Genomic DNA, 25,889 nt, shown 5'->3' with positions numbered 1-25,889 from the left:
GGAGGACTAAATCATGAGCAAGTGCTGTGGTTGGGTGTTACTGCTGGGGCTGACCGCCATGAATGTGTGGGCGGGGGGCGGTGGTGAACCGCGTCCAGCAGTGCGCTATGACCAAGAATTAAACCAGATTTCGATGCGGGAAGCTGAGTCGTTGATGGGGCAACCCGGGGTGCATTTTTACGATGTGAATACTCTGGAAATCTGGGCCGATGGTTATATCCCCGGTGCGGTGTTTTTTAATGTGCGTGACTGGAAAAAACTGCTGCCGGAAAACAAGAATGCCACCTTGGTGTTTTACTGCGTTAACCGTCTGTGTACCTCCAGCGTGCTGGCGGCTAGAGCAGTGATGAAACTGGGGTATACCGATGTAAGACAAATGCCGGATGGGATCTACGGCTGGCGCATCTCCGGGCGACCGGTAGCCAAACCCTGATCCCGTTTTTAACGAGCAATAACATGGCAATAAGCAGGGAGTAATTATTATGTGGCGTAAATCTATTTTATGGCTGGGTGGCCTAGCGTTATGTGTCAGTGCCACCAGCTATGCCGGTGAACTGAAAACCCAACAGGACAAAGAGTCTTACAGTATGGGGCTGTCCTTGGGAAATTATCTATCCAACGAGCTTTATCAACAGCAACAACTAGGGGCCAAGGCCGATGTGGCACTGGTGATTGAAGGTTTTGTCGATGCGCTAAAAAATCAGGGAAAACTGACCGATGATGAAACGGTTAACCTGTTGAACCAACGCGCAGAAACCTTAAACCAGGCACGCGCTACCCAGCGTAAACAAGTGGCAGAAAACAATCGCACCGCCGCCGCAGCCTTCTTTGAAAAAAATGCCAAGGTTGCCGGTGTCACCACTCTCAAAAGTGGCTTGCAGTATCAAATGCAACAGCAAGGCACTGGGGATGCGCCCAAGCCAGAAGATGTGGTGACCGCCAAATACCGCGGCACGCTACTGGATGGTACTGAATTTGAAAACAGCGGCGAGCAACCGGTTCGTTTTGCACTGATGACCATGATCCCTGGATTAGAAGAAGGGATCCGCCAATTACACACTGGTGGCAAAGCACGCTTTTTTATTCCGGCTGATCTGGCATACGGCGCCGATGGCGTTGGCGCAGTGCCACCGCAAGCAGCACTGATCTTCGATGTAGAGCTGGTCAAAGTGGAAAAACCGGCCAAGAGTCATGGCGGCATGATGCCGGGCATGTAACGGGAGGCGGCGATGGAAACTGCTCTGCTGCTATTAATACTGCTATTACCACTGCTGCTGTGGTGGTTGGCGCGGCGTCATGGTGGCACTCAAGAACCCAGTTTCGGGGGCTTGGGGCTGGTGTTCTGCATCAGTATTTTTAGCGCCTTGGCTTATGTTCAACTGGGGGCTTTTGGCCAATGGCAGCAGGCCTATGTCGATCAGCATATCGACTTGCAACTGGCCGGGCGCATCACCGAGGCCCGGCGACAGTTGGCAAAAACACCGCAGCAGCCGCAACTGATGCTGGAGCTGGTGGCGTTGTACAACCAAGGCGGGCTCTACCCAGAAGCGGTACAGCTGCAACAGCAACTGATCGATCTTCAAGGCCCCCAACCTGAGTTGTTGGCGCAACTGGCTGAGCTGCAATATTACCGCGATCAGCGGCAACTCAGCGACAGTACCTGTGAGCTACTGGGGCAAGTTTTTCGTCAACAACCGGCACAGCTGCAAGCCCGTATGTTGCTGGCGAACGCGCTGTTTCAACGTCAGCAATATTTGCCAGCAATTGCGCAGTGGCAGTGGCTGTTAGCGCAGCCACAGTATGCCGATTACCAACAGCCGCTGCAGACGGCGATCGAGAATGCCCGCGCCCGTTTACAACCATCGCTAAGCCACACACTGGTGGCCGACAATCTTTCTCAAGGATAAGGACAATAGCATGATGAAATGGTTATTTTTTTTAGCAACTGTGCTGCTATGTGGCTGCAGCCCAGCAGAACCGCAACATTCCTATATGCCTGAAGCCATTCAGGCGCATGATCGTTGCCACCTGTGTGGCATGGTGATCCAGCAACATCCTGGCCCCAAGGGCGAACTGTTGATGAGTGACGGCTTAGTGCCCAAGTTCTGCTCAACCCGCGATATGTTCAGCTTTGCGTTGCAGCCGGAAAACCAACGGCGCATCAAGGCGATGTATGTACACGATGCTGGGCGTACCGATTGGGAACATCCAGACGACAGTGCCTTTATCGATGCGTCTAAAGCCTGGTACGTCTATGGCTCACGCCGTAAAGGTGCTATGGGGCCATCATTAGCACCATTCTCCAGTCGTGAGGGCGCGGAGGCGTTTGCGGCCTCTTGGGGGGGGAAGGTACTGAGCTATCAAGAAGTTAATCTCAGTTTGTTGGAGGGAGCGCATTAATGCGCTCAGGCAGATGATGCGTTGGGCGATCATCGGATGGTTATGGTGTTGCTGCAACTGGTGTTTGGCTGCCAACTGGCAGGCACAGCCGGGGCAAGCACTGCAACCGTTGCTGGATAATGCTGCTGCGGGCGACACCATAGTGTTACCCGTGGGGCGTTATCAGGGGCCGCTGACGATTTCCCACACGCTCATCATTCATGCGGCGCCAGGTGCCACGCTGTTTGCCGATGGCACTGGCAGTGCTTTGCTGATCAGCGCCGCAGATACTCAGGTTAGCGGCTTGACCATCCGTGATTGGGGCAGCGACGTTTTCAGCTTAGATGCCGGCGTGCAACTGCTGCCAGGAGCTGATCGGGTGCGCTTGAGCCGGTTAACGTTGCAAGGTCCGGGGTATGGTATTTATGCCGAAAAGCTTACCGCGCCAGTGATTGAAGATTGTCATATTCTGGGTGAACACCGTTTGTATGTGCTGGATCGCGGTGATGGCATCGCCATGCGTTACGTCGAGTCTCCGCAGCTACACCGCAATCATATGCAGGATGTGCGCGATGGCATCTATCTGGAAGATGTCAGTCACAGCCGTGTTAGCCACAACCTGTTCCAAGGGCTGCAATATGGCCTGCACTACATGTATACCCACGATGATTTAGCCTGGCAGAACCGTGCTGAAGCGGTTAGTGGCGGTTATGCCTTGATGAGTTCCAAAGCCATTACCTTAAAGGACAACCAAGTCAGTGAAGCGGTGGACTTTGGCATTCTGTTGAACGTTACCCGCGAAAGCCAACTGCTGGGGAATCAAGCCTCTCTGGCGCGTAATCCCAGAGGTAAAGCAGAAGATGGCAATCTGGGAAAAGCATTGTTTATCTATGATGCGCACGACAATGTGATCCGCGGTAATGATTTTGCGAACAGCGACATCGGCATCAGCGTGGCCCTTGGTGCCGAGGGTAATCACTTCTACGACAACAGTATTAGCAACAACCAGATCCAGGTGCGCTATATCGGCATACAAGCGCTGGAATGGAGTCATGAACAGCGCGGCAATTACTGGAGTAGCTATCAGGGCTGGGATCTTGATGGCGATGGTGTGGGCGAGCAGTCCTATCAGCCTAATGATGCCCTCGATAGATTGTTGTGGCTGTATCCCTCAGCCCAGCAACTGCTGAACAGCCCGATAGTGCAACTGTTGCGCTGGCTCAGCAGTGCGCTGGCACTGCAACCCAGTGTTGGCATCCGTGATTCCTATCCCTTGATGCAACCGCCACAACGGCAGGAGATACATGATGCAGACCATTAATGCCTGCGAGCTGGCAATTCGCCTTGGCGGTCAGCCGCGGCTGCAACAGCTGAGCTTGCAGCTACACAGTGGCGAGCTGCTGGCATTGCTTGGGCACAACGGAGCCGGTAAATCCACGTTGATCAAACTGTTATTAGGCTTGTATCAGCCGGATAGCGGTTCGCTCACCGTTTTGGGTGATAAACCCGGCAGACAGCCGTTGCAGGTGGGGTATCTGCCGGAAAATGTCAGCTTTTATCCACAGATGCAACTGGGCGAACTGTTGCAGTATTTTGCTGATCTAAAAGGGATTAATCGCCGTCGAGTCAAGCAGCTACTGGTGGATTTTGGTCTGGAGCATTGCGCTAGGCAAGCGTTAAGCGTGTGCTCCAAAGGCGAGCGGCAACGGCTGGGGCTGGCGCAGGCGTTGTTAAGCCAGCCAGCACTATTGCTGCTGGATGAACCCACGGTTGGGCTCGATCCGTTAGCGTCAGCATTCATGTACCAGACGTTGCAAACACTGCGCTCCCAAGGTTGCAGCATCGTCGTATGCACCCATGAGCTGGCGCTGGTGGAACCTGTGCTCGATCAACTGCTGATATTGGATCATGGCCGCGTGGCCGCCTGCGGTACCTTGCCAGCGCTGCAACAGCAGGCGCAACTGCCGTGGCGGATACAACTGCCCGCTGGCCGTGCTTGGCATACCGATCCGCTGTTAGCTCCTTGGCTGTGTGAGCAGCAGTTACTATTTCCAGTATCCTTGTTGCCACAGATAAGCCAGCGACTGACTCAGCACTGGCACTGCATCGATTATCGGTTGCAGTCACCGGATCTTGGGCAGCTTTTTCGCCATTTTCTGGCAGATACCACATCCGAGCTAACGTTGGCGGAGGCTGTATGATGAGTGTCGTTGGTATTATTGCACGGCGGGAATTTCAGGACGCTCGCCGTAGTCGCTGGCTGTGGCTGGCGGCCAGTATCTTTGCATTACTAACATTGGCCGTCACCTTTGGCAGCAGCGCCGTTACCGGACAACTGCGGTTACCACCACTGCCACAACTGATGAATTCTCTGGTAACCCTGAGCTGTTTTCTGTTGCCGCTATTGGCCTTGCTGCTGGCGGCCGATGCCTTTGTTGCCGAAGCAGAAGCGGGCACCATGCTGCTGATGTTGACGTATCCCATCAGCAAGGCGCAGTGGTTGGCGGGTAAACTGTTAGGGCAGGGTGCAGCCTTACTGTTGGCTTGTTTGGCCGGTTACGGATTGCTGTGGTTATTGCCATTATGGTCGTCGTCCATTCATTGGCAGCAGCTGTGGCGGCCATTGTTAACCTTGCTGGTGAGTGGTTGGTTACTGACGCTCATCTGTCTGTTGGCTGGCTACTGGGTCAGCTTGCATGTGCGCAGCCGCAATCAGGCGCTGGTATGGGTACTGTTGTTATGGCTGCTACTGGTGTTGCTGTACGATCTCGCATTGTTGATCCTCGCGGTAGCGACCGACAGCCATATGGCGCCCAACGTACTGTTATGGCTGCAACTGTTGAATCCCGCCAGTGGTTTTCGGTTACTCAATCAACACGCCCGCCAATTGCCATCATTGTTGCTGTATCTGCAACCCGGGTTGTGGCTTATGGGCCTGTGGTGGCTGGCGCTGCGGGCGTTTCGCCAGCGGCAGTTGTGACCGGGTTAACGCTGCGGTGTTTATCCATGTTAGACAAAGGGTTATTTGCGCAAATCATCACATTATCCGCCTGCATCTCTCGTTACTATGCGCCGTTGTATATCTGGCTCAAGGAGCCGAGTCTGCTAAAATTTTCAAGGAGTTATGATGCAACCGCTCACTCCATATTTGGCGCTCGATAACAAGGCTCAGCAGTTACTGGATCAGCGGGATAACTCGGTGATCCCGTTGTCTTATTCGGAAGCGCAGATCCTGCATTGCCTATTGCAACGGCCGGAGGCGATTATCAGCAAAGAGGAGTTGCTCGCTGTCGGCTGGCCCGACCGGGTCGTGGCTCTCACTTCGCTGACACAATGCGTCAGCACCTTGCGGAAAAAGTTGGAACCCTATCCGGAGATCCAGTTAAAAACCGTCGCCCGCCGCGGTTATGAACTGACCATTTCCGAGAGTTCCCATGTGCATATGCTGGCGATTAATGACGGCCGCGCCATCCGTAAAGCATTGGTGGGGGTTTCCTGGTCGGTGAAATTGTTTGGTATCACGTTGCTGACGCTAGTGTTGTGTCTATGGTGGTACTTCAGTGATGCTCATGTCATGCTCAAACACTTGCACCACTGGCAGGCGGATCGGCAAATTCTGCTGAATGTCGGCGGTTTTCACGGCATGGCACGGCTGTATCATCTCGACAGTGTTACCTCGTTACATCCGTCAATGTGGCAGAAGCATCTGGCACCGGAAGGTAATCATATTGAGGGCATGACGCATTTCGGTGCCTTTGCCGCGGCAGATGGCAATAACTATTCCTTCACTATCTGTCCCGGTGCTGATACTGGTGAGTGTGCTGGCGAAGGCATTATCAATATCACCGCCATCAAGGCCGAACCTGCCGGGCTGAATATGCAGCAGTTTATTCCGCTCAGTAAACAGATGGAGCAGCGTATTCGCTATAACCGGATTATTCTGCCACCTGCGGAAAGTAATGCCGAAGTTACCGAACACAACTACCATGCCGATATCTATTTCCCGGTGGCGGGCGAACTGCTGGTGCGTACTGATCTGAGCATGTCGCTGGTGTATGAGGATAGCGATAGCGGCCAGTTCTATTTTTCTGCTTGTTTGACCGATCAGAACTGCATAACCACCCCTATCAAATACCAGTTACGTGGTCGTTTCCGCCAGTATCACAGCGAAATCTCCGGTCAGCCAGCGGATGTGTTCCAAGTGACGGTAACGCAGAAAGAGCTGATTAAGCCGGATAACGTTAGCCATTCGGCGATGGATTTTTACCGGGAGATCCGCAAGCACGATATCCGCGATGAAGAGCTGTATTTCTACCGTATCTATAGTGACAACAAAACCGCAGTGTGGCTGGTGCCGTTAATGGGCAATATTGTTGCTTGGACGACTTACAATCAGGTGAGTCTCTGATAACACCAAGGCCCGTATGGGCCTTTGTGCGTGGTCAACAGTGTGTATTACAACAGTGGTTTGAGGAAGCGCGCGGTATGTGATTCCTCATGCTCTGCTACCTGTTCTGGTGTGCCTGCTACCAGAATGGTGCCGCCGCCAGAACCACCTTCTGGCCCTAAGTCCACAATCCAGTCAGCGGTTTTAATCACATCCAGATTATGTTCAATCACCACAATGGTGTTGCCTTGGGCTTTGAGTTTGTGCAGTACATCCAGCAGTAGCTGAATATCGGCAAAGTGTAGACCCGTTGTGGGTTCGTCCAGAATATACAAGGTTTGGCCGGTATCGCGTTTTGACAGCTCTTTGGCTAACTTCACCCGCTGCGCTTCACCGCCCGACAGTGTGGTAGCGCTCTGTCCCAGTTGCACATAAGACAATCCAACATCCATCAGGGTTTGCAGCTTACGGGCAATCGCTGGTACCGCATCGAAGAAGCTGCGGGCTTCTTCCACCGTCATGTTCAGCACTTCATGAATGCTTTTACCCTTGTATTTTACTTCCAGGGTTTCACGGTTATAACGCTTGCCCTTACACACATCACAGGGTACATACACATCCGGCAGAAAGTGCATCTCCACTTTAATTAAACCATCACCCTGACAGGCTTCGCAGCGGCCGCCTTTGACGTTAAAGGAGAAACGCCCCGGCTGATAGCCGCGAGTACGTGCTTCCTGGGTACCGGAAAACAGTTCGCGGATCGGCGTAAAAATGCCGGTATAGGTGGCCGGATTGGAACGCGGGGTGCGGCCAATCGGGCTCTGGTCGATATCCACCACCTTATCGCACAGTTCCATGCCTTCAATGCGGTCATAAGGCGCGGGTTCGTTGACGGTCGCACCGTTCAACATCTTATGGGCGATACGGAAGAAGGTGTCGTTGATCAGCGTTGATTTACCAGAGCCGGAGACTCCGGTGATGCAGGTCAGCAGCCCAACCGGGATCTCCAAATTCACGTTCTTGAGGTTATTACCTTTCGCGCCATACAGCTTGATCATCTTGTTAGGGTCACACACGGTACGCGGCCCGGGCACGGTGATCTTCTGCTTGCCTGATAGGTATTGTCCGGTAAGTGACTGCTCACATTCTATGATAGTGTTGAGATCTCCTGCGCAGATCACCTCGCCGCCGTGGACTCCCGCACCGGGGCCAATATCGACAATGTAATCGGCGCTGCGAATGGCATCTTCATCATGTTCCACCACAATCACGGTATTACCGAGATCGCGCAGATGAGTCAGGGTGCTTAACAGCCGTTCATTATCGCGCTGATGCAGGCCAATGGACGGTTCATCCAGCACATACATCACCCCCACTAGACCAGCACCAATCTGGCTCGCTAGGCGGATACGCTGGGCTTCCCCGCCTGAAAGCGTGTCGGCAGAGCGCGACAGCGACAGGTAGTTCAGCCCCACATTCACCAGAAAACCCAACCGATCTTGGATCTCTTTGAGGATCTTCTCGGCAATTTGTGCTTTTTGTCCGCTAAATTGCAGCTCGGCAAAGTAGCGGCTGGTGTGGCCGATGGACCAGTCGGTTAATTGTGGCAGGCTGACATCGCCAATAAACACATTGCGTGCTTCTTCACGCAAGCGTGAGCCGCCACAGGTTTTACAAGGGCAGTTGCTAATGTATTTGGCGAGTTCTTCACGCACTGAGTTGGATTCGGTTTCGCGGTAGCGGCGATCCATATTATTCAGGATGCCTTCAAACGGATGATTGCGTATCACCACATCGCCACGGTCATTGATATAACGGAAGGCGATTTTTTCGTCCCCCGAACCATGCAGCACAATATCACGAACACTCTGTGGCAAATCACAAAACGGGGTTTCCACCTTGAAATGGTAGTGCTCGGCCAGTGAAGTCAGCATCTGGAAGTAATAAAAATTCCGTCGATCCCAACCGCGAATGGCACCGCCCGCCAGCGACAATTCATCGTTGGTGACTACCCGTTCTGGATCAAAAAACTGCTGCACACCCAGACCATCGCAAGTCGGACAAGCGCCGGCCGGATTGTTAAAGGAGAACAACCGTGGCTCCAGTTCCGCCATAGAGTAGCCACACTGGCTGCAGGCAAAGTTCGCAGAAAACAGCAGTGGTGCTGCATCGGTGTTGTCCATGCTGACTACAGTGGCAATGCCGCCCGAGAGTTCCAGTGCGGTTTCAAACGATTCTGCCAGCCGCTGTTGCAGATCGGCGCGCACCTTGAAGCGGTCTACCACCACCTCAATGGTGTGCTTGATTTGCAGTTCCAGCTCTGGCGGATCGGAAAGGTCACAGACTTCGCCATCAATACGAGCGCGGATATAACCTTGTGCCGCCAGATTTTGCAGCAGTTTGACGTGTTCACCTTTACGGCCCTGTACCACGGGTGCCAACAGCATCAGGCGTTCACCTTCCGGCAGTGACAGCACCTGATCCACCATCTGGCTCACGGTTTGCGCGGCCAACGGCTCCCCATGCGTCGGGCAGCGCGGCTCGCCAACGCGGGCATACAGTAAACGCAGGTAATCGTACACCTCGGTAATGGTGCCAACAGTGGAGCGCGGGTTATGCGACGTGGATTTCTGTTCAATGGAGATCGCCGGGCTTAGCCCTTCGATATGATCCACATCGGGCTTCTCCATCAGGCTCAGGAACTGACGGGCGTAGGCCGACAAAGACTCTACATAGCGGCGCTGACCTTCGGCATAGAGTGTGTCGAACGCCAGTGAAGATTTACCGGAACCAGATAACCCAGTGATAACAATCAATTTATCCCGAGGAATCGTGAGATTGATATTTTTCAGGTTGTGGGTGCGGGCACCACGAATTTCTATCTTATCCATCTCTGAAATAGCTGACTGCTGACCGAAGAAAAAGACGATCAGTATCGCATAAATCCACATCAGCTCATAGGCGCAAAATAAAATGTAGCGATTTTCTGGGAAACACGGTCAAACACTCAACAGCGGCTATTGCTACGTAGCAAAAATACGCTGAATTAGCGCATGTTACTGTGTATTAACGCGAATTAATAAACGCATTTGTATGAATCTAAATGACTTTTAAATGGATGCTCAAATGTGTATCGCAGAGATAGGATTTCCTTTTGGGTGAAAAAAAAGCTTCGTGTTAAACTGCGCATCCTTTCCTTAAATAAAACTGAACTCAGGGCAAAAACGACATGGCTAATGCTGGACTTTCCGGAACAGAGAAAAGAGTCGCCTTCTCCTTAGCCGGCGTGTTTGGATTACGCATGCTGGGCTTGTTTATGATCATGCCGGTGTTCGCACTGTACGGACAACATCTGCAGGGATTCTCACCGTTGTGGGTGGGGATAGCTATCGGCGCCTATGGTCTGACACAAGCATTACTGCAAATCCCCATGGGGATATTGTCAGATAAAATCGGCCGCAAACCAGTGATCTTGGGTGGCCTAGTGTTATTTGCTATTGGTAGTGTTGTAGCGGCCATGTCCACCAGTATTTATGGTGTGGTGGCAGGCCGAGCTATACAGGGAATGGGCGCTATTGCCGCTGCGGTGCTGGCCTTGGCAGCCGACCTGACGCGTGATGAACAGCGTACCAAAGTGATGGCTATTATTGGCATGTGCATTGGAGGCTCGTTTGCCGTGGCGTTGTTGGTGGGGCCGGTAGTGGCGCAACATCTTGGCCTCAGCGGTTTATTTGGTCTCACCGGTGTGTTGGCAATTGTTGGCATGATTATCATGCAGCTGTTAGTGCCCAATCCGGTGCATCATGCGCCCGCTGGCGATACGCTGGCGCAGACCAGCAAGCTGCTGCAAATGCTGAAAGATCCGCAACTGTTCCGCCTAGACGCCGGGATCTTCCTGTTGCATCTGGTGTTGACTGCGGTGTTTGTCGCATTACCGCTGGATCTGGTGGATGCTGGGCTTGTTAAAGAAAAGCACTGGATGCTGTATTTCCCGGCGTTTGTCGGCTCCTTTATGTTGATGGTGCCAATGATCATCATTGGAGTGAAACGGCAAAATACCAAACAGATGTTCCAGATTGCGCTGGTAATTATGGTGCTGGCACTCAGCCTGATGGCCTCCTTGCCCCACAGCTTGGTGGCGCTAAGTATTGCCGTTATCGCCTTTTTTACCGGCTTTAACTATCTGGAGGCCTCACTGCCGAGCTTAATCTCCAAATTTTGTCCGGTGGGCGCTAAAGGTTCGGCAATGGGGGTTTACTCCACTAGCCAGTTCCTCGGAGCATTCTGCGGTGGTTTATTTGGGGGCGGTGCCTATCAGCTGTTGGGGTCAACCGGTGTGTTTATGGTGGCCGTGGTGCTGATGTTAATCTGGATTGGACTGACCTTCGGTATGCGCAATCCCAAATTGCTTAAAAGTTACACCTTAGAAGCTGCCGTTCAGGGGCGCGAACAAGCGCAGCAGATGGCCGCCAAATTGTCGCAACTGGATGGCGTTGCCGAAGCCATTGTTGTGCTTGAAGAAAAGGTTGCTTACCTCAAGGTCAACGATCAATTCGATTTAACGGCAGCGCGAGCTGTGCTAGGCTCTGCCAATTAAGCTCAACATAAAAGATTAAGAATTGCAGGAGATTTTCATGGCCAGTCGTGGTGTTAACAAGGTAATTCTGGTGGGCAATCTGGGACAGGACCCAGAGGTGCGCTATATGCCGAACGGCAATGCTGTGGCAAATATCACCGTAGCGACCAGTGATACTTGGAAAGATCAGCAGGGACAGCAGCAGGAACGTACTGAATGGCACCGCGTGGTCATTTTCGGAAAACTGGCGGAAGTTGCCGGAGAATATCTCCGTAAAGGTTCGCAAGTATATCTGGAAGGTCGCCTGCAAACCCGTAAGTGGAAAGATCAGAGCGGTCAGGATCGCTACACCACTGAGATCGTTGTTGATATGCAGGGCAGCATGCAGATGCTGGGTGGTCGTCCGCAGAATCAGGGTGGCGCACCAGCACAGGGTGGCAATATGGGCGGCGGTTATGCTGCACCACAAGGTGGCAACCAGTATGCGGCACCGCAGCAATCTCAGCCACAGTATACCGCGCCGCAACAGGCCTCACAGCCCGCGCCACAGTATAATGCGCCACAGCAATCTGCTCCTGCTTATCAACCGCAGCAAAGCAGTGGTTATGCACCTAAACCACAGTCACAGCAGCGCCCGGCACCGCAGCCACAACAAAATCCACAACAGCAGCCTCAGCAGAACTACACGCCAGATCTGGATGATGGCTGGGATGATGATATCCCGTTCTAGATGGGATTGGTGAGTATTCACCCTGTCAGTTTCTACGAAAAGCCACTGTTCGCAGTGGCTTTTATATTAGGTTTAGTAAGATCTAAAATGGAAAGTCCTGTATTACTGGGGATCAAGTAAAGATTGGTGTTGGGCAAATGTTTCTAGCTACACATTGCCGGTACTTCGCAATTGTTTTGTGATTGGCTTTGACGGCTATTCAAGTAGTACTAATTTATTAAATAAAATCAAATAATTAATGTATTTAATTGAAAGGATTGCTTGTAAAATCACCAGCGGCCCTAGCAGCGCGTATCTTTTATAGAAAGCCGCTACATTCTAGGCAATACTGATAGATACTCGTACGCATTTATATTTGGGCTATATGGGGTAAATGCAGTTATGTATATCCAGTCGTGTCATGAGGATAGATCGGGTAAGCGTATTTGAATCATATACCTTCCACGCCCAATTTTTTGAAATTAAATTGCAATATAATCAAATAATCAGCACTTGTGAGAGAACATGGATAAATTAGGGGCGTCATGTAAGCAATGTCAGGAATCATCCGACCTCGGATTTGATTTTACTATGGCATTTCAACCCATCATTCAATATTCATCAAAAACGATTTTCGGTTATGAGGCATTAGTTCGAGGTCTCAATAACGAATCTGCATTTTCTGTTATCTCTCAGGTTAATGATGATAATCGCTATCGGTTTGACCAGTTATGTCGCGTTAAAGCCATAGCGCTGGCGGCCAAATTAAACATTAGCCAAATGGTCAGCATTAATTTTTTACCTAATGCAGTTTATCGGCCGGAACGTTGCATACGGACAACATTAGAAGCCGCCAAAGAATATGGCTTTCCAATTGCTCAAATTATGTTTGAATTCACAGAGGTTGAGAAAGTTAAAGATAATCAACATATTAAAAATATTGTTGAATATTATAAAAGTTTAGGCTTTAAAACAGCGATTGATGATTTTGGCTCTGGATATTCAGGGTTGAACTTGCTTGCTGATTTTCAGACTGATATTGCCAAGCTCGATATGGAGCTTATCCGCAATATAGACAAAGATCCTGTCCGGCAGATAGTGGTTAAAAATACGGTTGCTATGTTTCGAGAACTAAACATAACCCCTCTTGCTGAAGGCATAGAAACTAAAGAAGAGATGTGCTTCTTACGAGATATCGGGATTGATCTGATGCAAGGCTACTACTTTGCTAAACCCAGTTTTGAATCATTACCCGAGGTAAACTTCAGTATTTTATAAAGCACGAAGTCAATATGTGAAGTCCATGCTGGGAGCGCACGACATAGTCGCATGTCTGCACGAAAGTGAGTTAGCAAGTTGTTGGTGGAACAAGCAACAAACGGGGTTTATGCCCTAGAAATTCTCATCTATATCCACCTTTGGTGGAAGTTTCCAGTCATGTGTTAAAACTGGATAGATATGTGCAGCATCATCAGATGTCGCAAAATAGGCAAATTTCAGACATTTTGGCATATTTTGATGTACGAACGACTGCTCAAAAAATAAAAATATTTTTATTTATCAAAAGAATGTCAGTAATATCTCTTTATGTAAATTCACGAATTTGGACAAAATGTCGGAATTAAACACGACATTTTGTCGTCTAAACACTGTTAGGCCAAAAGGAGAATTTCGAGTGATCACTGATTGTCCACATTGCGAATCCAAGGTCGACTGCGTTGAACGCGGATCTGTGGAGCTCAGTCTCGAATATTCAGGTTGGCCGACACAGATAGTCTTGCTTCAGTGCAAAGTTTGTAAAAACGCACTTCTTGGAATTTCAGAAATAATACAAGTTGGTGAAGATGAATGGGAATGGGACTCAGCCGCTCGCCTATGGCTCAGCCCTGAAGGGGAAGTGGATTCAGGAATTCCAGAAATAGAAAGAAACTCCCTAGTTGAAGCAAAAATCTGTTTCAAAGCTAAAGCATATAGCGCTTGTGCCGTGGCGAGCAAAGGCTTAACCAGGGGCTTAAGCGGACCGCTTTTCCGGCGCGGTGCGCCTCCAAATCGGCCGTTTAGCCCAGGCGTTAGACGCCCAAAAAGGTACACGCATTGACCAAAGAAAGGAGCGAGTTTTGTCTGTTTCCCTGAACGCATTTCCACTCAAAATCCCCAATGCGGATCTTGACGCTCTCCAGGTTCCCTATGTCAAGGAGACGCTGGATGGTCTTCGCTCTAAACACGGATCGACGCACTCCTTCCGTCGGCAGGGCGACAATATTCTGATCTTTTCATCAGACGGCACGTTTCCCGTTTCTGGTACGCTGATCACCATTCCTCTCAATGACAACTTCGGTATCTTCTGCTCACTGGTCAAGGACGGGTTGTCCCGTCATCTTACAGGGCTCGGACGTAATCCTCTTGGCTTCAATCCCATTGAGCTGGTAAGTACCAAACCGGAGGATAATCTCCTCGCTCCGATTCTCGGTGACGCCTATCCGTTTAAAGTCTGTGCCAAATATTCAATCAACACTCGTTATGTGCATGACCATCCGTGCCTTGTTATTGACTGCACAACACGAAGGGTTCTCAAAGAGAACGGCCTGTTTTTCCTATATGGTGGATTCGATCTCATAGGCCGCTACGTCGTCACAGAACAAGAGGATGGGTACAGAAAGCTCGTGGGATCAGTGAGCGCGATCAAAGGCGAGACGTTACAGGTCACCCAGCCTGACGGCCAGGTCGTGCAGGCAGATGCAAAGGATGTTTACCTTGAAGCCAGCCGGACAAACTTCGACGACTATATTCTGCATACGCACGGTGCTCAGAAGGACGCCATCGTCGAGCGTATCCGGCAGTCAGTCTCCATCTTCAATGGAGGCGAGAACAAGAAAGCCCGCATAGACACGCTCAAAAAGTACATCCAGTCGAAGGCTATTCCGCTGATTGACGGAACACGCATCGAGATTGAGGATGCGCCCGATATCCAGAAGGATTGTGGGCAGATGCAGAAACCCTTATTCGTCTTCAACGACAACGGTGAGGCTGATTGGGCCGAGAAAGGGCTTACGCAGAGCGGTCCCTATACGAAGCGCACATTCGACCGAAACGATCCGTCAATCTGTGTCATCTGCGCTCAGCATGATAAGGGCCGCGTCGAACAGTTCGTCCGCAAGCTCTTGAAAGGAATTTCAAGCAGCAAGTATTTCAGCAATGGCCTTGAAGGCAAGTTCGCCTTGGGAACTAGTCGCGTGGAGGTGTTTGCAACGGCCACCGAAAGCGTGGAGGCATACAAGAACGCTATTGAGGCTGCGATCCGGAGGAAGGCGGATGACGGTGGACGATGGGATTTGGCCCTCGTGCAGGTTCGGCAATCTTTCAAGAAACTCAAGGTCACAGAGAATCCGTATTATCTCGGCAAGAGCCTGTTCTTCCTGCATCAAGTTCCCGTTCAGGATTTCACGATAGAGCTGTTGGCACAATCTGACTATTCACTCGGCTATTCGCTCAACAATTTGGCGCTGGCTTGCTACGCCAAGATGGGCGGCGTTCCTTGGCTGCTAAAATCCTCCCCTACACTCTCGCATGAACTCGTGATTGGCATCGGCAGCGCCAACATCGGGCAAGAGCGTGGAGCGGATATTCAACGGATTATGGGCATCACCACGGTCTTCTCCGGAGACGGCAGCTATATTGTCTCGAATACCTCGAAGGCCGTCGTGCCGGAAGCCTACTGCGAGGCTCTAACCTCAGTTCTCGGTGAAACTATCGAGAAAATTCAAAAGCGCATGAACTGGCAGAAAGGCGACACGATCCGCCTGATCTTTCATGCGCAGGTCAAGAAGTTCAACAAGGAAGAGATCGAAGCCGTTTGCACTGTGATCGACAAGTACCGGGAATATCAGATCGAGTATGCATTCCTGAAAATCTCGGAAGATCACGGACTACATATGTTCGACTCCGCGACGGCAGGTGAGCAGAAAGGAAAGCTAGCGCCACCGCGCGGAAAGACCTTCAAGCTCTCCAAGCATGAAATGCTCGTCTATCTGATCGGTCAGCGCGAATTGCGGCAGGATACAGACGGACATCCGCGCGGTGTAATCCTCGATATTCATAAGGATTCGACCTTCAAGGACGTTAGGTATCTGAGCGCTCAGCTCTATAGTTTCGCCTCGCACTCCTGGCGCAGCTACTTCCCCAATCCCATGCCGGTGACGATCAGCTATTCCGACCTGATTGCACGAAACCTCGGTTGGCTAAATCAGCTTCCGGGATGGAATGACTCGGTGATGATCGGTAAAATTGGGCAATCGCAATGGTTTCTGTAGAGAAGGAGAACGCGTACCAGTTACGCGAGTATCTGCACCGCAAGGTGATCGAGAGCGCGCACGCCGACCCTTTCAAATCCACCTTTTTACATTTTCTGGGCTTGTCAAAGGACGGTGCTACGGCCTTCGATTTTGCGACGCTTTCCTTGTACCAGCGCTGCGCGATTGCGGGTCTTGGCGTTCTGGAGGAAACCGTCCCCAACCAGGATGTCTCGCGCCTGCTCGGTCAGGCTGCCAAAATCGACTCGACGCCGCGCCCGTGGGTCTCCGATATGTTTGGCGTCATGGCCGTGAAATGGTTGGCTGGACAAGTGAACGATAGCCGCATCGCCTACGAGTTCGAGAACTGGACATCCGGTTTCCTTGCGCAGCAGGCGGGCAGCGACCATCTCAATCTTTTCGAGAAAGATATCGCAGAGTACGTCCGCAACGGGGAATCCGCCATCTACGCCAGCGCGTGCGTGCCGCTCTTTCTTCACTACCACGAGATTCAGCGGATCGACGATCACCGAAGCCGCATGGCTCTGATCGACCGCTTCATGGGTGAATTCCGAGCAACGGCGCAGGGGGACGCTTCGGCGGCGCTCTTGTCCCTGATGGTCTACGTTTTCGATCAAGTCAATCAGGATGTGGCTGTCGTGCCGCCGAAGGGCTGGTGCCTCGATGATCTTCTGGGATTTCTGGAGCACATCCCCGTCGGCCTCAAGCGGTGGACATGGGAGGATTCGGGCCGCACGCGAGGCGCGGAACCCGTAAAGTGGCCGGTAGAGAACGAATACCACGTTCAGAACCTTCTCTATGTTCTGCTCGGGCCGATCTTCAACGACCTCGCGGATGAAGTGAATCTCCAGCCCGTTGGGCAGAAGAATCCGCGCATTGATCTCTACCTTCCGTCACTGCACACGATTATAGAAGTTAAGTACCGTAAGGATATGAAGAAATCTTTCCCGGCGCTCATCGGTGAGATTGCCGAAGACGCCTCGCTTTATCGCGCTGACGCGAAATACAAGGATGCGCATATCGTCAATTTCCTGTGGGATTGCACTCGTGCGACGCAGGAGCACGCTAAGTTCAAGGAGGGTGTGTTGAAGATAGGCGGCATTAACGGGTGTGTCGTGGTTAGTGCGCCATCCACTATGGATGGTCGGCCACAGGGTTAGATTAAGGAATTTGAACAGAATTAGATCTGCACTCAACTGTAGGAAAGTGTTGGCAGAATTAATGACATCGTGAGCGTGGCATCTAACAAGACGTTGCTGTCGGACAAATTTTCCGCTGCGCTTCACTTCAGCCCCAAAGGAAAGCGTTATGTGGCAATCGATTGAGGAGCAAGCATGGGTGAATATTCCAAGATCGAAAAGTATATCGTTGCTAGTGATGTTGGCGATGTTAGGGATGGAATCGGAATAGAAGTTTATTCTGGAAGTGAAATGCTTCTCGAAGTCTTTCGGGATGATACTAAAAAGACCCGAGAGGTCACCCTATACAAAAAGGACCTAGATCTTGAGCTTGTTGAGCAGGCAATTGCTCTATTCAAAAAGGAAATCCCGTGGGAGTTTCAAGAGTGAGAACGACGCACACGTCACCACATACAAGGTGTCCATCCGACGCCAAAAAGCGGCGGTCGGACTTTAACGTTGGGTTGAAAAGTAATGTTCAGAAGTAATCTATATCCTTTCGAGCTTTCAATCTTGAATGGGGTTGCTGCTTCGCTTCCTGAAAGTATGAGTGATACGTACACGTCTCAGATCAAGCATATAAATAAGGTTCAAAGGCTCCTTGAATGGAACGAAATTGAATTCTATTGTATGAGATTCTTCAGGGTTCGGTGGCCAGAGGAATCGCTGTTTAAAAATAAAGGCGAGTTCATCCTTGGTCGTGGAAGGATAACGTCATGGGGACTTGCCGCGGATGTTGCTGTCTGGGCCGTTGGGGGGCATGTTTTCTCTATCGAATCAGAAGCTTCCCTTAAACCCTTTAGTTCAATGCAAGATGTGTCATTTATTTTGACGGAGAACACAACTCAACAAGGCGTTGCAGGCGACGGTGTTGGTATGACTTCCTTTGTCAATCCTGAATGAGTGCTTCCCTGACATTCTTGCAGTCCATCATCAGTTGTTCTTTACACTTAAATAGATGAGCTAACGCACCGGATGAGGCAGTAATGTCGTCGGTCTGCTATTCGTAGGTTACTTACTCTTTGAATAAGCAGAGCTGACCTTACTCAATCCGCCGTAGCACCTTCTCATCAGTCAATGCTCGTGGAGCATAACCCTTAGGCTATTGCCATCATAACACCCTCGTAGGTTGTGCCACATTCCGCGGCCCGATCAGAATGCGTTAGCTCAAACTCGCTGTTCATGCTGGAACTCGACTTAACTGTAGTTTGGGATTAACCGATGTGAGTACGACTTCTTTGGCAATAGCCCAGATGTAGACAGCCATTTCTCTAGCAATCGCAGTAACAATGAGGTTGTAGTGTTTCCCTTTCTGATTCATTCGTTGATAACTTTTACATAGGCGAAGCTGTGCCTTCCAGGCAATATCGACGATGTCCTTAGGTAAGCCTTCTTGCCTTAACTGTAATTCAGTGGAGACATTCGCTGGATACCGATAACTGTGTGGGCCTTCAATCAGTATGCGCCTTGCTCGGCTGTTGCCTGATTTTGTAATGGCACCCAGATGGCGTTTCTGGCCATAGTTCAGTACAAGCTATCGCCTCGTCCGAGCAGTGTTGAGCCGAACAGGCTCCGGCAACGCATCAATGCGGTGTCAGTAAAGCGCTAGTTATTACCTCAAACAAATGATCTGCGCGTGCCGCGGCACTTGGTTGCTCACGCACCCAAGCAAGCGCAGCTATCAGGGCAAAGAGGTCAGTGCCATCAATGTCTTGTCGCGCTTTTCCCTCTGATTGCGCACGCGTAAGGAGTTCGGTGCCTGCTGCGCGCAGCGTTACGCAGGAGGTATGAAGGGCTGAGTCCATATCTTCGATGGCACCCATCATCAGCGAAAGAACACCTCGATGGCTGTACGTAAATGCTATGGTCTCCCGCAGCCACAAAACCAGAGCCTCGTCGGACGAGTTCGAGGCCGTGAATAAGTCCGCGCGTGCCGCTAGCTCCTCAAAGCTCGTTCGCAGAAGTGCCTCCAACAACGCTTCCCTTGTCGGGAAGTGTCGGTACAGCGTACCAAGTCCGACCTCCGCTCTGCGAGCAACCTCACGTAGCGACAAGTCGGCGCCCTGCTCAGTGACAACTTGCCGTGCCACCTCTAGAAGGCGATTGTAATTCTTTTTTGCATCAGATCGCATGATTTCTCTTGATAATCGGAGCGCCGCTCCGTATATTTAAATAGTCGGAGCGTCGCTCCGTTTTTGATAGATTATTTGTTCTGAAAGGAAAATGCAATGCCAACCAAGACTATGAAGGCCATTCAACAGCATGAATTTGGTGGCCCAGAAGTGCTGCTCTACGAAGACTCTCCTGTACCTGAGATCAAACCCGGGGAGGTGCTAGTACGCGTTCACGCTGTGGGCCTGAATCCCCCGGACTGGTATCTGCGCGATGGCTACAAAATGCTGCCACCGGAGTGGCAGCCGAAGGTGGACTTCCCCGTAATTCTAGGCACCGACATCTCGGGTGTCGTCGCGGCTGTGGCTGAAGACGTGACCGCCTTCTCTATCGGTGATGAGGTGTACTCGATGGTTCGTTTCCCCAGCGGCTTGGCCGGTGGTAGCCGTGCGTACGCTGAGTATGTCAGCGTACCGGCTACTGAACTTGCTTTGAAGCCAGCGGGAATTGACCATGTGCATGCAGCAGCGGCACCGATGTCTCTGCTGACCGCATGGCAGTTTATGATTGATTTGGGTCACAACGAACCAAATCCGTTACAGCCGTACAGACACGAGCCGGTGCCACTTGAGGGCAAGACCGTCCTAGTCAACGGGGCCGCTGGCGGCGTGGGGCAGTTCGCCTTGCAACTTGCCAAATGGAAGGGCGCGAGGGTCATTGCCGTCGCGGCTGGCAGGCACGAGGCATTCGTGCGCGACCTTGGTGCGGACGAATTCATCGATTACACCAAGACCAAGGTGGAGGAGCATGTACATGACCTCGATTTGGTCATCGATGCGGTGGGTGGGCCGACTACAGGTCGCTTTTTGCCAACGCTTAAGCGCGGTGGTGCGCTGTTTCCCATCTTTCCGCTGGGTTTCTCTGGTGCGGACGAGGCGGAAAAGCTGGGTGTCACGGTTTCGTCAGTGCAGGTCCGTTCGAGTGGTGCGCAACTCGCGCAACTCGCCGATTTGCTCGCCGCTGGAACCGTTCGCGTCGGCGTTGATAGCACGTTTGCGCTTGCGGATGCGCGAAGCGCCCACGATCGTGCCGCCCGTGGGGGCGTGCAAGGAAAGATTGTACTTACGGTCAAGTAACACCAGCGCTCTCCAAAGCGAGGCGCACAGCCTCAAGGCCGCGTCTGGAACTCGGGGGCGGCTTTGAGCTACCGCTAACGGAGCGCGCGAAAGCCAATAACGAGAACTTTCATGTCAACAATCAAAAATGCAGTCGACGACTTACTCACCCCTCAAGTGCCCATTCAAGAAGCCATGGATAGGCACTTTGCTCCGGACTTCCGCCAGCGCGTCAATGGAAACTGGATTGACCGTACGGCCTTTCTTGATGGTATGGTCCGTCTTCGGCAAGCGCTCAAACAGGCCAAGATTACCGTCATCGATGAGGTCGCCACCGAGGAGCTTTACGCCGAACGTCACGTTGTCGACCTAGTCATGCACGACGGCGCGCGTGTTCTCCAAGAGGTATACGTGTTTGCACAGCGAGGCTCTGACGGACGCTTCGTGCGCATTGAGGAGGCGACCGTTGCTTTAGGCGATGAACTTAGTGCGAGTCAAAACACCATGGCCTCCACCAAAATCTGAAAGCCGTTTGTCAGCAATCTGCTGACATATCCACCACAGCGACCTTATAGCTAACAATCTAGCCCGCTTTTATCCAAAACTGCATTAACCCAAAATTTGAAAAATGGGGCATGATGGCTCATTTCTGCACTAGAAATGATAAGTCACTGTCGCAATGTGGTGAGAGTACGCTGCCAAAGCGGTGTTTGCCCCAGTTAAGGCCATTGAGACCGCTATAGTTGGAGCGGTCTTCTGTGTCGCCGAAGACTGATGATAGGGCAGCGCTCATAAGCCACGGCTATCGATTAGCCTTCTGCGTGTTTGAGTGCGGGCAACAAAATATGATCCAGTAAGGTGGCATAGTCTTCTTTGCTAAAAACGCGGTGTTCGATGCGACTGTGGTAGGTCACCATGGCGACAATTATCTCACATGCCATATCAATATCTGCCTGGGGCGAAATTTCCCCTCTCTCTTGAGCCCGTAGCATCAGTGTTCGGTTAAGTACACTCCATGGCTCGAAAATTCCCTGCATGGCATCTTCCGCTATTTCCTGGTAGCCAGCGTAGAAAGACCCCAGCCCAGCAAGTACCTTCAGTTTGCGCTCGCTATATTCTAGCGAATGCGGCTTGAGCAGCGCCATCAGGTCGCTTCTGAGTGTTCCTGTATCGGGTAGATGTTCGATATTAAGGGAATTTCGACTCATGTGAACCATGGCATCACGTACGAGCTCCGCTTTGGAAGACCAGCGGCGGTAGACCGTTGCTTTACCTACTTTTGCCTGAGTGGACACCATATCCATGGTCATGCCATCAAAACCCGCTTCGGCGAGGATATCGATAGCGGACTCAAGAATAGCCTCATCCAGTTTGTGATTGCGTTTTCGTCCTACCGTAGCCGTGGCTTTTTCTGGGGAAGTCATGCATGCCTCATCTAATTCGATACTTGTTAGTTTCGAAACTATAATGTATCGTAATTATGTTTTTACTAAAAATGCTTTGCAAACATTCATTTTTCAGCAGGAGTTTACCACATGAAAACCGTTATGATTACCGGATGTTCTTCAGGGTTTGGCCTTGAAATTGCCAAGTACTTCCTTGCGCACGATTGGCAGGTTATCGCGACTATGCGTACCCCTTGCGATGGTATTTTGCCCAATTCCGATAGGCTACGCATCCTGCCTTTGGATGTCACGGACATCGACTCAATCCATAAAGCGGTTGCAGCTGCCGGGGCAATTGATGTGCTAGTGAATAATGCCGGGATTGGTTTCTTAAACGCATTGGAGGGAACGCCACTACAAAAAATCCGCGAAATTTTTGAAACCAACACCTTTGGCACTATGGCAATGATTCAGGCGGTGTTGCCGCAATTTAGGGCGCAGAAATCCGGCATGATTGTGAATATCACATCCAGCGTTACGCTGAAATCGCTGCCACTATTATCTATCTATACGGCGAGTAAGGCGGCGGTGAATGCCTTTACAAAGTCGCTCGCGTTAGAGCTAGCACAATTTAACATTAGGGTCGGGGCGGTATTACCTGGGCGTGCTCCAAGTACACGTTTTGGCGAAAATGCCGGTGTGCAAAATCTGAAATTTCCAGAACCATACTTAGCGTTAACTCAAGAAGTATTTTCTGGATGGCAAGAATCAACTGAACCTGTCACTTATGCTGAAGATGTTGCTAAGGCTGTGTGGTACATGGTTAATACGCCGATCGCGCCAATGTTGTTACCTGCTGGTGCCGATGCCATTACATGGGCAGAAGCGGCAAACCTAGAGATGGTGTAATGACGGGATTGTCACTGCCAATTGCTAACGGCAGTGACAACGCACCGCTCATTTCACTGTGAACGTATTGACGGTTGTTTGCTTGGCCTAAGCGTTTGTTGCTGATACTGTACCGCGAGCACCTCTTCTTAATCACAACGGTGAGGGCTGTGGTGGACCTTGTTCATAACCTAGTGTTAAGGGCCGTCAAGATAGGCGCGGCGGGAAAGTCTTTGGCGTAGTCTATGACCATGCCTTTACCGCATAAAAATTTACGGCAGCCATTGGTAATGCACGCTTTATTGGATAACTCGCTATAATCGCGGCTAATCAGGTGTAAAACGAATGGATTTAACATGCACAAATTACTGCGTTTCCAAATCTTTAAAAATGGCTGGTATGGACTCTTCACCTTAGCACTGTGGCTGGTCGCTGGCACCGGGCAAGCGGCGCAGACGCTGGATGTATATGCCATTCCGTCTAAACCGATAGTGCAACTGGTGAGTGATACCAGCAAGCAGTTAGCCACTTATGGCATGCAGAGTTTTTATCAGCAGGGGCGCCCGGTGCATATCACGCTGTATCTGACGGCATTTCCTGACGCTAGCGACGCCGCCATCAAACGGGCGGTGCAGCAACTGAGTCAGCAGTACCAGCCAATACCTTTAATTGCCAAAGGCTTTACGGTGACCAAAGGTAACTGGGCATTTATTGATGTGGAGCACAGCCGGGAGTTGCAACGGCTTGCTGATAAAGTGACGCTGGCACTAGAACCCCTGCGTGATCCCCATCCTGTATTGCCCGAATGGGTGAAAGCCTATCCCGGTAAATTGGCAGCATTTGAGCGTTATGGCAGCCCCAATGTGTTCCAGAATTTTGAGCCACATCTGACGCTGCTGGCGGCTGAGAAAAATCCGCAGCTGGTAAAATTCCAGCAGTTAATGCAGCAGCAAATACCGCGTGCTAATGGTGAGATTATCGGCTTGGGTATCGGCGTTACCGATGCGTGGGGCCAACAGCGGCAAGTGCTCGCGGAATATTTTTTCAAGCCTTAGCCCCCGTTGCACTGGAGGCAAATAACTCGCGCAACCATTGATGGGAAGGATCGCGATGCGAACGCTCGTGCCACAGCATCATCATCTCGAATGGGGCAACGGCAACGGGTGCTTCGGCACTGTCCATCTGCTGCGGGTCGATCAAGCGGCTCGGCAGCATCGCTACTAAGTCGCTGCTTTTTAACACTTCCACCATAAACAGAAAATGTGGCACCGACAGTACCACATTGCGTTGCTGGCCGATGGCGGTTAGCGCTGCATCGGTGGCCCCGGCAAAACCGCCCCCGCTAGGTGAGACAATGACATGCTCCAACGCACAGAAGCGCTCAAGGGTCAGTGGTTGTTGTAACGCCGGATGGCCTTTGCGGGCCGCTAACCGATAGTGTTCACTGAATAATAGGCGACTGCGTAGTGTCGGTGGCGCGGTATTCCTAACATGAAAGGCCAGATCTATCTCGCCCCGCTCCATGCGGGCCTGTAATCCAGCGGGCATCACCTGTGATACGGCAATTTTGGCATGGGGTGCTAGTTGCCGTAGTTGCGCCAACGCTGGCCGCAAAATGGTGGTTTCGCCATAGTCAAAGGCGGCGATACGCCAGATGATGTTGGCTTCTTGTGGCATAAACGGCTGCACTGCCACTAGTGCCTGCTCCAGTTCAGCTAACGCTTGCCGTAGCGGTTGACGTAACTGATCTGCCAGCGCAGTGGGTCGCATGCCGCGGGCATCGGGCAGTAACAGCGGGTCATGAAATATTTCCCGTAGCTTTGACAGTTGCACGCTAATCGTTGGTTGCGACAGATGTAGCCGTTGCGCCGTGCGTGTGACATTGTGTTCCGCCAGTAATACATCGAGCGTCCGCAGCAGGTTAAGATCCAGTGTCTTTATATTAACCATGATAATACCTGCAATTTTAGAAATTCATTATTCGTATACATGATTAAATCCTATTGTGTAGACCTTAGCCAACAATTGAGGTCAGTTATGAATATTTTACTGGTTTACGCACACCCCGAACCCCAATCACTCAACGGTGCCTTGCGAGATTTTGCCGTGTCACATTTACAACAGGTCGGGCATCAGGTACAGGTGTCCGATCTGTATGCGATGAATTGGAAAGCAACATTGGATAGCCGAGACTTTCCCGCACGGCAACCCGGTCGCTTTGATGCTTCGCTAGATTCGGCGGTGGCTTTTAAAGACGATACCCAAAATGCAGATATCAAGGCGGAACAGCAAAAACTTCTCTGGGCCGATACGGTGATTTTCCAGTTTCCTCTGTGGTGGTTTTCGATGCCAGCCATCATGAAAGGGTGGTTTGATCGGGTGTACGCACACGGTTTTGCCTATGGCGTTGGCGAGTTTTCTGATAGCCGCTGGGGCGACCGTTACGGTGAAGGGGTAATGACCGGGAAGCGCGCCATGTTGCTGGTGACCACCGGCGGTTGGGATTCACATTACAGCTCCCGTGGTATCAACGGCCCCATTGATGATCTGCTGTTTCCAATTCAGCATGGTTGTTTGTTTTATCCCGGTTTTAGTGTGTTGCCACCGTTGGTGCTTTATCGGGTACAGAAGATGCAGCCATCGGCATTTACCGAGGCTTGCCAACAGCTAGCCCAGCGGTTGGATACCTTAGCCACCACTACGCCCATTCCATTCCGGCGGCAAAACTTTGGTGATTATCAGATCCCAGCTATGACATTACGCGATGATATTCTGCCTGAACAGGGCGGTTTTGCGGTGCATGTGCGGGAGAGCTAAGGCTTGTCACCATGCCTTGCAACAGGCGTAGCG

General features: G+C 51.4%; 24 protein-coding genes and 1 pseudogene. 20 read left to right on the top strand and 5 right to left on the bottom strand.

The window, feature by feature from the left end; genetic code table 11:
- The first annotated feature begins 13 nt into the window (after positions 1–13).
- From IE064_RS04220 to IE064_RS04185, 8 genes are all read left to right on the top strand, one after another.
- Complete coding sequence (locus IE064_RS04220; RefSeq protein WP_189616701.1) at positions 14–433, top strand: rhodanese-like domain-containing protein; 420 nt, start codon at positions 14–16, stop codon at positions 431–433.
- A 49-nt stretch (positions 434–482) separates the two neighbouring features.
- Entirely contained in the window at positions 483–1,217 is a 735-nt protein-coding gene (locus IE064_RS04215; RefSeq protein ID WP_189616699.1) for an FKBP-type peptidyl-prolyl cis-trans isomerase, read from the top strand.
- Positions 1,218–1,229: 12 nt separating this feature from the next.
- A complete protein-coding gene (locus IE064_RS04210; protein WP_189616696.1) occupies positions 1,230–1,907 on the top strand; it encodes a tetratricopeptide repeat protein in 678 nt (225 codons plus the stop codon).
- A gap of 13 nt (positions 1,908–1,920) precedes the next feature.
- The gene (locus IE064_RS04205) at positions 1,921–2,400 is read left to right on the top strand and encodes a nitrous oxide reductase accessory protein NosL (protein ID WP_189616892.1); all 480 of its coding nucleotides are present in this window, start codon (positions 1,921–1,923) and stop codon (positions 2,398–2,400) included.
- Between the two features lie 13 nt (positions 2,401–2,413).
- The gene (nosD, locus tag IE064_RS04200; RefSeq protein WP_189616694.1) at positions 2,414–3,700 is read left to right on the top strand and encodes a nitrous oxide reductase family maturation protein NosD; all 1,287 of its coding nucleotides are present in this window, start codon (positions 2,414–2,416) and stop codon (positions 3,698–3,700) included.
- Complete coding sequence (locus tag IE064_RS04195; protein WP_229799852.1) at positions 3,684–4,580, top strand: ABC transporter ATP-binding protein; 897 nt, start codon at positions 3,684–3,686, stop codon at positions 4,578–4,580. The genes nosD and IE064_RS04195 overlap by 17 nt, the downstream gene beginning before the upstream one ends.
- Entirely contained in the window at positions 4,577–5,359 is a 783-nt protein-coding gene (locus tag IE064_RS04190; protein WP_189616692.1) for an ABC transporter permease, read from the top strand. The genes IE064_RS04195 and IE064_RS04190 overlap by 4 nt, the downstream gene beginning before the upstream one ends.
- 147 nt (positions 5,360–5,506) lie before the next feature.
- Positions 5,507–6,787: a winged helix-turn-helix domain-containing protein gene (locus tag IE064_RS04185; RefSeq protein ID WP_189616690.1), complete on the top strand. Its 1,281-nt coding sequence runs from the start codon at positions 5,507–5,509 to the stop codon at positions 6,785–6,787.
- 47 nt (positions 6,788–6,834) lie between these two features.
- On the opposite strand, the gene uvrA is transcribed toward IE064_RS04185, so the two are convergent.
- Positions 6,835–9,657, bottom strand: coding sequence for an excinuclease ABC subunit UvrA (gene uvrA, locus IE064_RS04180; protein ID WP_189616890.1), 2,823 nt, complete (start codon positions 9,655–9,657; stop codon positions 6,835–6,837).
- A 338-nt stretch (positions 9,658–9,995) separates the two neighbouring features.
- Between uvrA and IE064_RS04175 the strand changes: the two genes are divergently transcribed.
- The 7 genes from IE064_RS04175 to IE064_RS04145 all read left to right on the top strand — a co-directional run bounded on the left by IE064_RS04175 (position 9,996) and on the right by IE064_RS04145 (position 18,442).
- Positions 9,996–11,363, top strand: coding sequence for an MFS transporter (locus IE064_RS04175; RefSeq protein WP_189616688.1), 1,368 nt, complete (start codon positions 9,996–9,998; stop codon positions 11,361–11,363).
- Positions 11,364–11,400: 37 nt separating this feature from the next.
- Positions 11,401–12,072: a single-stranded DNA-binding protein gene (ssb, locus tag IE064_RS04170; RefSeq protein ID WP_189616686.1), complete on the top strand. Its 672-nt coding sequence runs from the start codon at positions 11,401–11,403 to the stop codon at positions 12,070–12,072.
- A gap of 504 nt (positions 12,073–12,576) precedes the next feature.
- Positions 12,577–13,329, top strand: coding sequence for an EAL domain-containing protein (locus tag IE064_RS04165; protein ID WP_189616684.1), 753 nt, complete (start codon positions 12,577–12,579; stop codon positions 13,327–13,329).
- An 839-nt stretch (positions 13,330–14,168) separates the two neighbouring features.
- Complete coding sequence (locus IE064_RS04160) at positions 14,169–16,361, top strand: argonaute/piwi family protein (protein ID WP_189616682.1); 2,193 nt, start codon at positions 14,169–14,171, stop codon at positions 16,359–16,361.
- Positions 16,349–17,521: a PD-(D/E)XK nuclease domain-containing protein gene (locus IE064_RS04155; RefSeq protein ID WP_189616680.1), complete on the top strand. Its 1,173-nt coding sequence runs from the start codon at positions 16,349–16,351 to the stop codon at positions 17,519–17,521. The genes IE064_RS04160 and IE064_RS04155 overlap by 13 nt, the downstream gene beginning before the upstream one ends.
- A 174-nt stretch (positions 17,522–17,695) precedes the next feature.
- A complete protein-coding gene (locus IE064_RS04150) occupies positions 17,696–17,929 on the top strand; it encodes a hypothetical protein (protein WP_189616678.1) in 234 nt (77 codons plus the stop codon).
- Positions 17,930–18,013: 84 nt separating this feature from the next.
- The gene (locus IE064_RS04145; RefSeq protein WP_189616676.1) at positions 18,014–18,442 is read left to right on the top strand and encodes a hypothetical protein; all 429 of its coding nucleotides are present in this window, start codon (positions 18,014–18,016) and stop codon (positions 18,440–18,442) included.
- 277 nt (positions 18,443–18,719) lie between these two features.
- Here IE064_RS04145 and IE064_RS04140 read toward each other — a convergent pair.
- Positions 18,720–19,058, bottom strand: a pseudogene (locus tag IE064_RS04140) (IS110 family transposase); the annotation flags it as partial.
- 64 nt (positions 19,059–19,122) lie between these two features.
- Complete coding sequence (locus tag IE064_RS18285) at positions 19,123–19,671, bottom strand: TetR/AcrR family transcriptional regulator (RefSeq protein WP_189616673.1); 549 nt, start codon at positions 19,669–19,671, stop codon at positions 19,123–19,125.
- A gap of 96 nt (positions 19,672–19,767) precedes the next feature.
- Between IE064_RS18285 and IE064_RS04130 the strand changes: the two genes are divergently transcribed.
- Positions 19,768–20,787, top strand: coding sequence for an NADP-dependent oxidoreductase (locus tag IE064_RS04130; RefSeq protein ID WP_189616671.1), 1,020 nt, complete (start codon positions 19,768–19,770; stop codon positions 20,785–20,787).
- A 111-nt stretch (positions 20,788–20,898) separates the two neighbouring features.
- Entirely contained in the window at positions 20,899–21,291 is a 393-nt protein-coding gene (locus IE064_RS04125; protein ID WP_189616669.1) for a nuclear transport factor 2 family protein, read from the top strand.
- Positions 21,292–21,575: 284 nt separating this feature from the next.
- Here the strand turns inward: IE064_RS04125 and IE064_RS04120 are convergent, their stop codons facing one another.
- Positions 21,576–22,190, bottom strand: coding sequence for a TetR/AcrR family transcriptional regulator (locus IE064_RS04120; protein WP_189616667.1), 615 nt, complete (start codon positions 22,188–22,190; stop codon positions 21,576–21,578).
- A 111-nt stretch (positions 22,191–22,301) separates the two neighbouring features.
- On the opposite strand from IE064_RS04120, the gene IE064_RS04115 reads away from it, so the two are divergent.
- Both IE064_RS04115 and IE064_RS04110 read left to right on the top strand, forming a co-directional pair.
- Positions 22,302–23,060, top strand: coding sequence for an SDR family oxidoreductase (locus tag IE064_RS04115; protein ID WP_189616666.1), 759 nt, complete (start codon positions 22,302–22,304; stop codon positions 23,058–23,060).
- Positions 23,061–23,395: 335 nt separating this feature from the next.
- On the top strand, positions 23,396–24,094 hold the full coding sequence (locus tag IE064_RS04110; protein WP_189616664.1) for a 2'-5' RNA ligase family protein: 699 nt from the start codon (positions 23,396–23,398) through the stop codon (positions 24,092–24,094).
- Here IE064_RS04110 and IE064_RS04105 read toward each other — a convergent pair.
- The gene (locus IE064_RS04105; protein WP_189616662.1) at positions 24,084–24,989 is read right to left on the bottom strand and encodes a LysR family transcriptional regulator; all 906 of its coding nucleotides are present in this window, start codon (positions 24,987–24,989) and stop codon (positions 24,084–24,086) included. The two genes, IE064_RS04110 and IE064_RS04105, sit on opposite strands and share 11 nt — an antisense overlap.
- A gap of 87 nt (positions 24,990–25,076) precedes the next feature.
- Between IE064_RS04105 and IE064_RS04100 the strand changes: the two genes are divergently transcribed.
- Positions 25,077–25,856 (top strand): NAD(P)H-dependent oxidoreductase, encoded by a 780-nt coding sequence (locus IE064_RS04100; RefSeq protein ID WP_189616660.1) that lies wholly within the window; start codon positions 25,077–25,079, stop codon positions 25,854–25,856.
- Positions 25,857–25,889: the final 33 nt, after the last annotated feature.

This window comes from Shewanella fodinae (assembly GCF_014651955.1).
Classification (GTDB): Bacteria; Pseudomonadota; Gammaproteobacteria; order Enterobacterales; family Shewanellaceae; genus Shewanella; species Shewanella fodinae.
The sequence above is the reverse complement of the archived record's forward strand: the minus strand, read 5'-3'. Positions and strand labels throughout refer to the sequence as shown.

Excerpts from the sequence above, each read along its gene's own strand:
- IE064_RS04125 (WP_189616669.1), top strand. The coding sequence starts at position 20,899 with ATGTCAACAATCAAAAATGCAGTCGACGACTTACTCACCCCTCAAGTG.
- IE064_RS04110 (WP_189616664.1), top strand. The coding sequence starts at position 23,396 with ATGCACAAATTACTGCGTTTCCAAATCTTTAAAAATGGCTGGTATGGA.
- IE064_RS04185 (WP_189616690.1), top strand. The coding sequence starts at position 5,507 with ATGCAACCGCTCACTCCATATTTGGCGCTCGATAACAAGGCTCAGCAG.
- IE064_RS04145 (WP_189616676.1), top strand. The coding sequence starts at position 18,014 with ATGTTCAGAAGTAATCTATATCCTTTCGAGCTTTCAATCTTGAATGGG.
- IE064_RS18285 (WP_189616673.1), bottom strand. The coding sequence starts at position 19,671 with ATGCGATCTGATGCAAAAAAGAATTACAATCGCCTTCTAGAGGTGGCA.
- IE064_RS04205 (WP_189616892.1), top strand. The coding sequence starts at position 1,921 with ATGAAATGGTTATTTTTTTTAGCAACTGTGCTGCTATGTGGCTGCAGC.
- IE064_RS04215 (WP_189616699.1), top strand. The coding sequence starts at position 483 with ATGTGGCGTAAATCTATTTTATGGCTGGGTGGCCTAGCGTTATGTGTC.
- uvrA (WP_189616890.1), bottom strand. The coding sequence starts at position 9,657 with ATGGATAAGATAGAAATTCGTGGTGCCCGCACCCACAACCTGAAAAAT.
- IE064_RS04105 (WP_189616662.1), bottom strand. The coding sequence starts at position 24,989 with ATGGTTAATATAAAGACACTGGATCTTAACCTGCTGCGGACGCTCGAT.
- IE064_RS04165 (WP_189616684.1), top strand. The coding sequence starts at position 12,577 with ATGGATAAATTAGGGGCGTCATGTAAGCAATGTCAGGAATCATCCGAC.
- IE064_RS04220 (WP_189616701.1), top strand. The coding sequence starts at position 14 with ATGAGCAAGTGCTGTGGTTGGGTGTTACTGCTGGGGCTGACCGCCATG.
- ssb (WP_189616686.1), top strand. The coding sequence starts at position 11,401 with ATGGCCAGTCGTGGTGTTAACAAGGTAATTCTGGTGGGCAATCTGGGA.
- IE064_RS04115 (WP_189616666.1), top strand. The coding sequence starts at position 22,302 with ATGAAAACCGTTATGATTACCGGATGTTCTTCAGGGTTTGGCCTTGAA.
- IE064_RS04130 (WP_189616671.1), top strand. The coding sequence starts at position 19,768 with ATGCCAACCAAGACTATGAAGGCCATTCAACAGCATGAATTTGGTGGC.
- nosD (WP_189616694.1), top strand. The coding sequence starts at position 2,414 with ATGATGCGTTGGGCGATCATCGGATGGTTATGGTGTTGCTGCAACTGG.
- IE064_RS04210 (WP_189616696.1), top strand. The coding sequence starts at position 1,230 with ATGGAAACTGCTCTGCTGCTATTAATACTGCTATTACCACTGCTGCTG.
- IE064_RS04195 (WP_229799852.1), top strand. The coding sequence starts at position 3,684 with ATGATGCAGACCATTAATGCCTGCGAGCTGGCAATTCGCCTTGGCGGT.
- IE064_RS04100 (WP_189616660.1), top strand. The coding sequence starts at position 25,077 with ATGAATATTTTACTGGTTTACGCACACCCCGAACCCCAATCACTCAAC.
- IE064_RS04175 (WP_189616688.1), top strand. The coding sequence starts at position 9,996 with ATGGCTAATGCTGGACTTTCCGGAACAGAGAAAAGAGTCGCCTTCTCC.
- IE064_RS04120 (WP_189616667.1), bottom strand. The coding sequence starts at position 22,190 with ATGACTTCCCCAGAAAAAGCCACGGCTACGGTAGGACGAAAACGCAAT.
- IE064_RS04190 (WP_189616692.1), top strand. The coding sequence starts at position 4,577 with ATGATGAGTGTCGTTGGTATTATTGCACGGCGGGAATTTCAGGACGCT.
- IE064_RS04155 (WP_189616680.1), top strand. The coding sequence starts at position 16,349 with ATGGTTTCTGTAGAGAAGGAGAACGCGTACCAGTTACGCGAGTATCTG.
- IE064_RS04150 (WP_189616678.1), top strand. The coding sequence starts at position 17,696 with ATGGGTGAATATTCCAAGATCGAAAAGTATATCGTTGCTAGTGATGTT.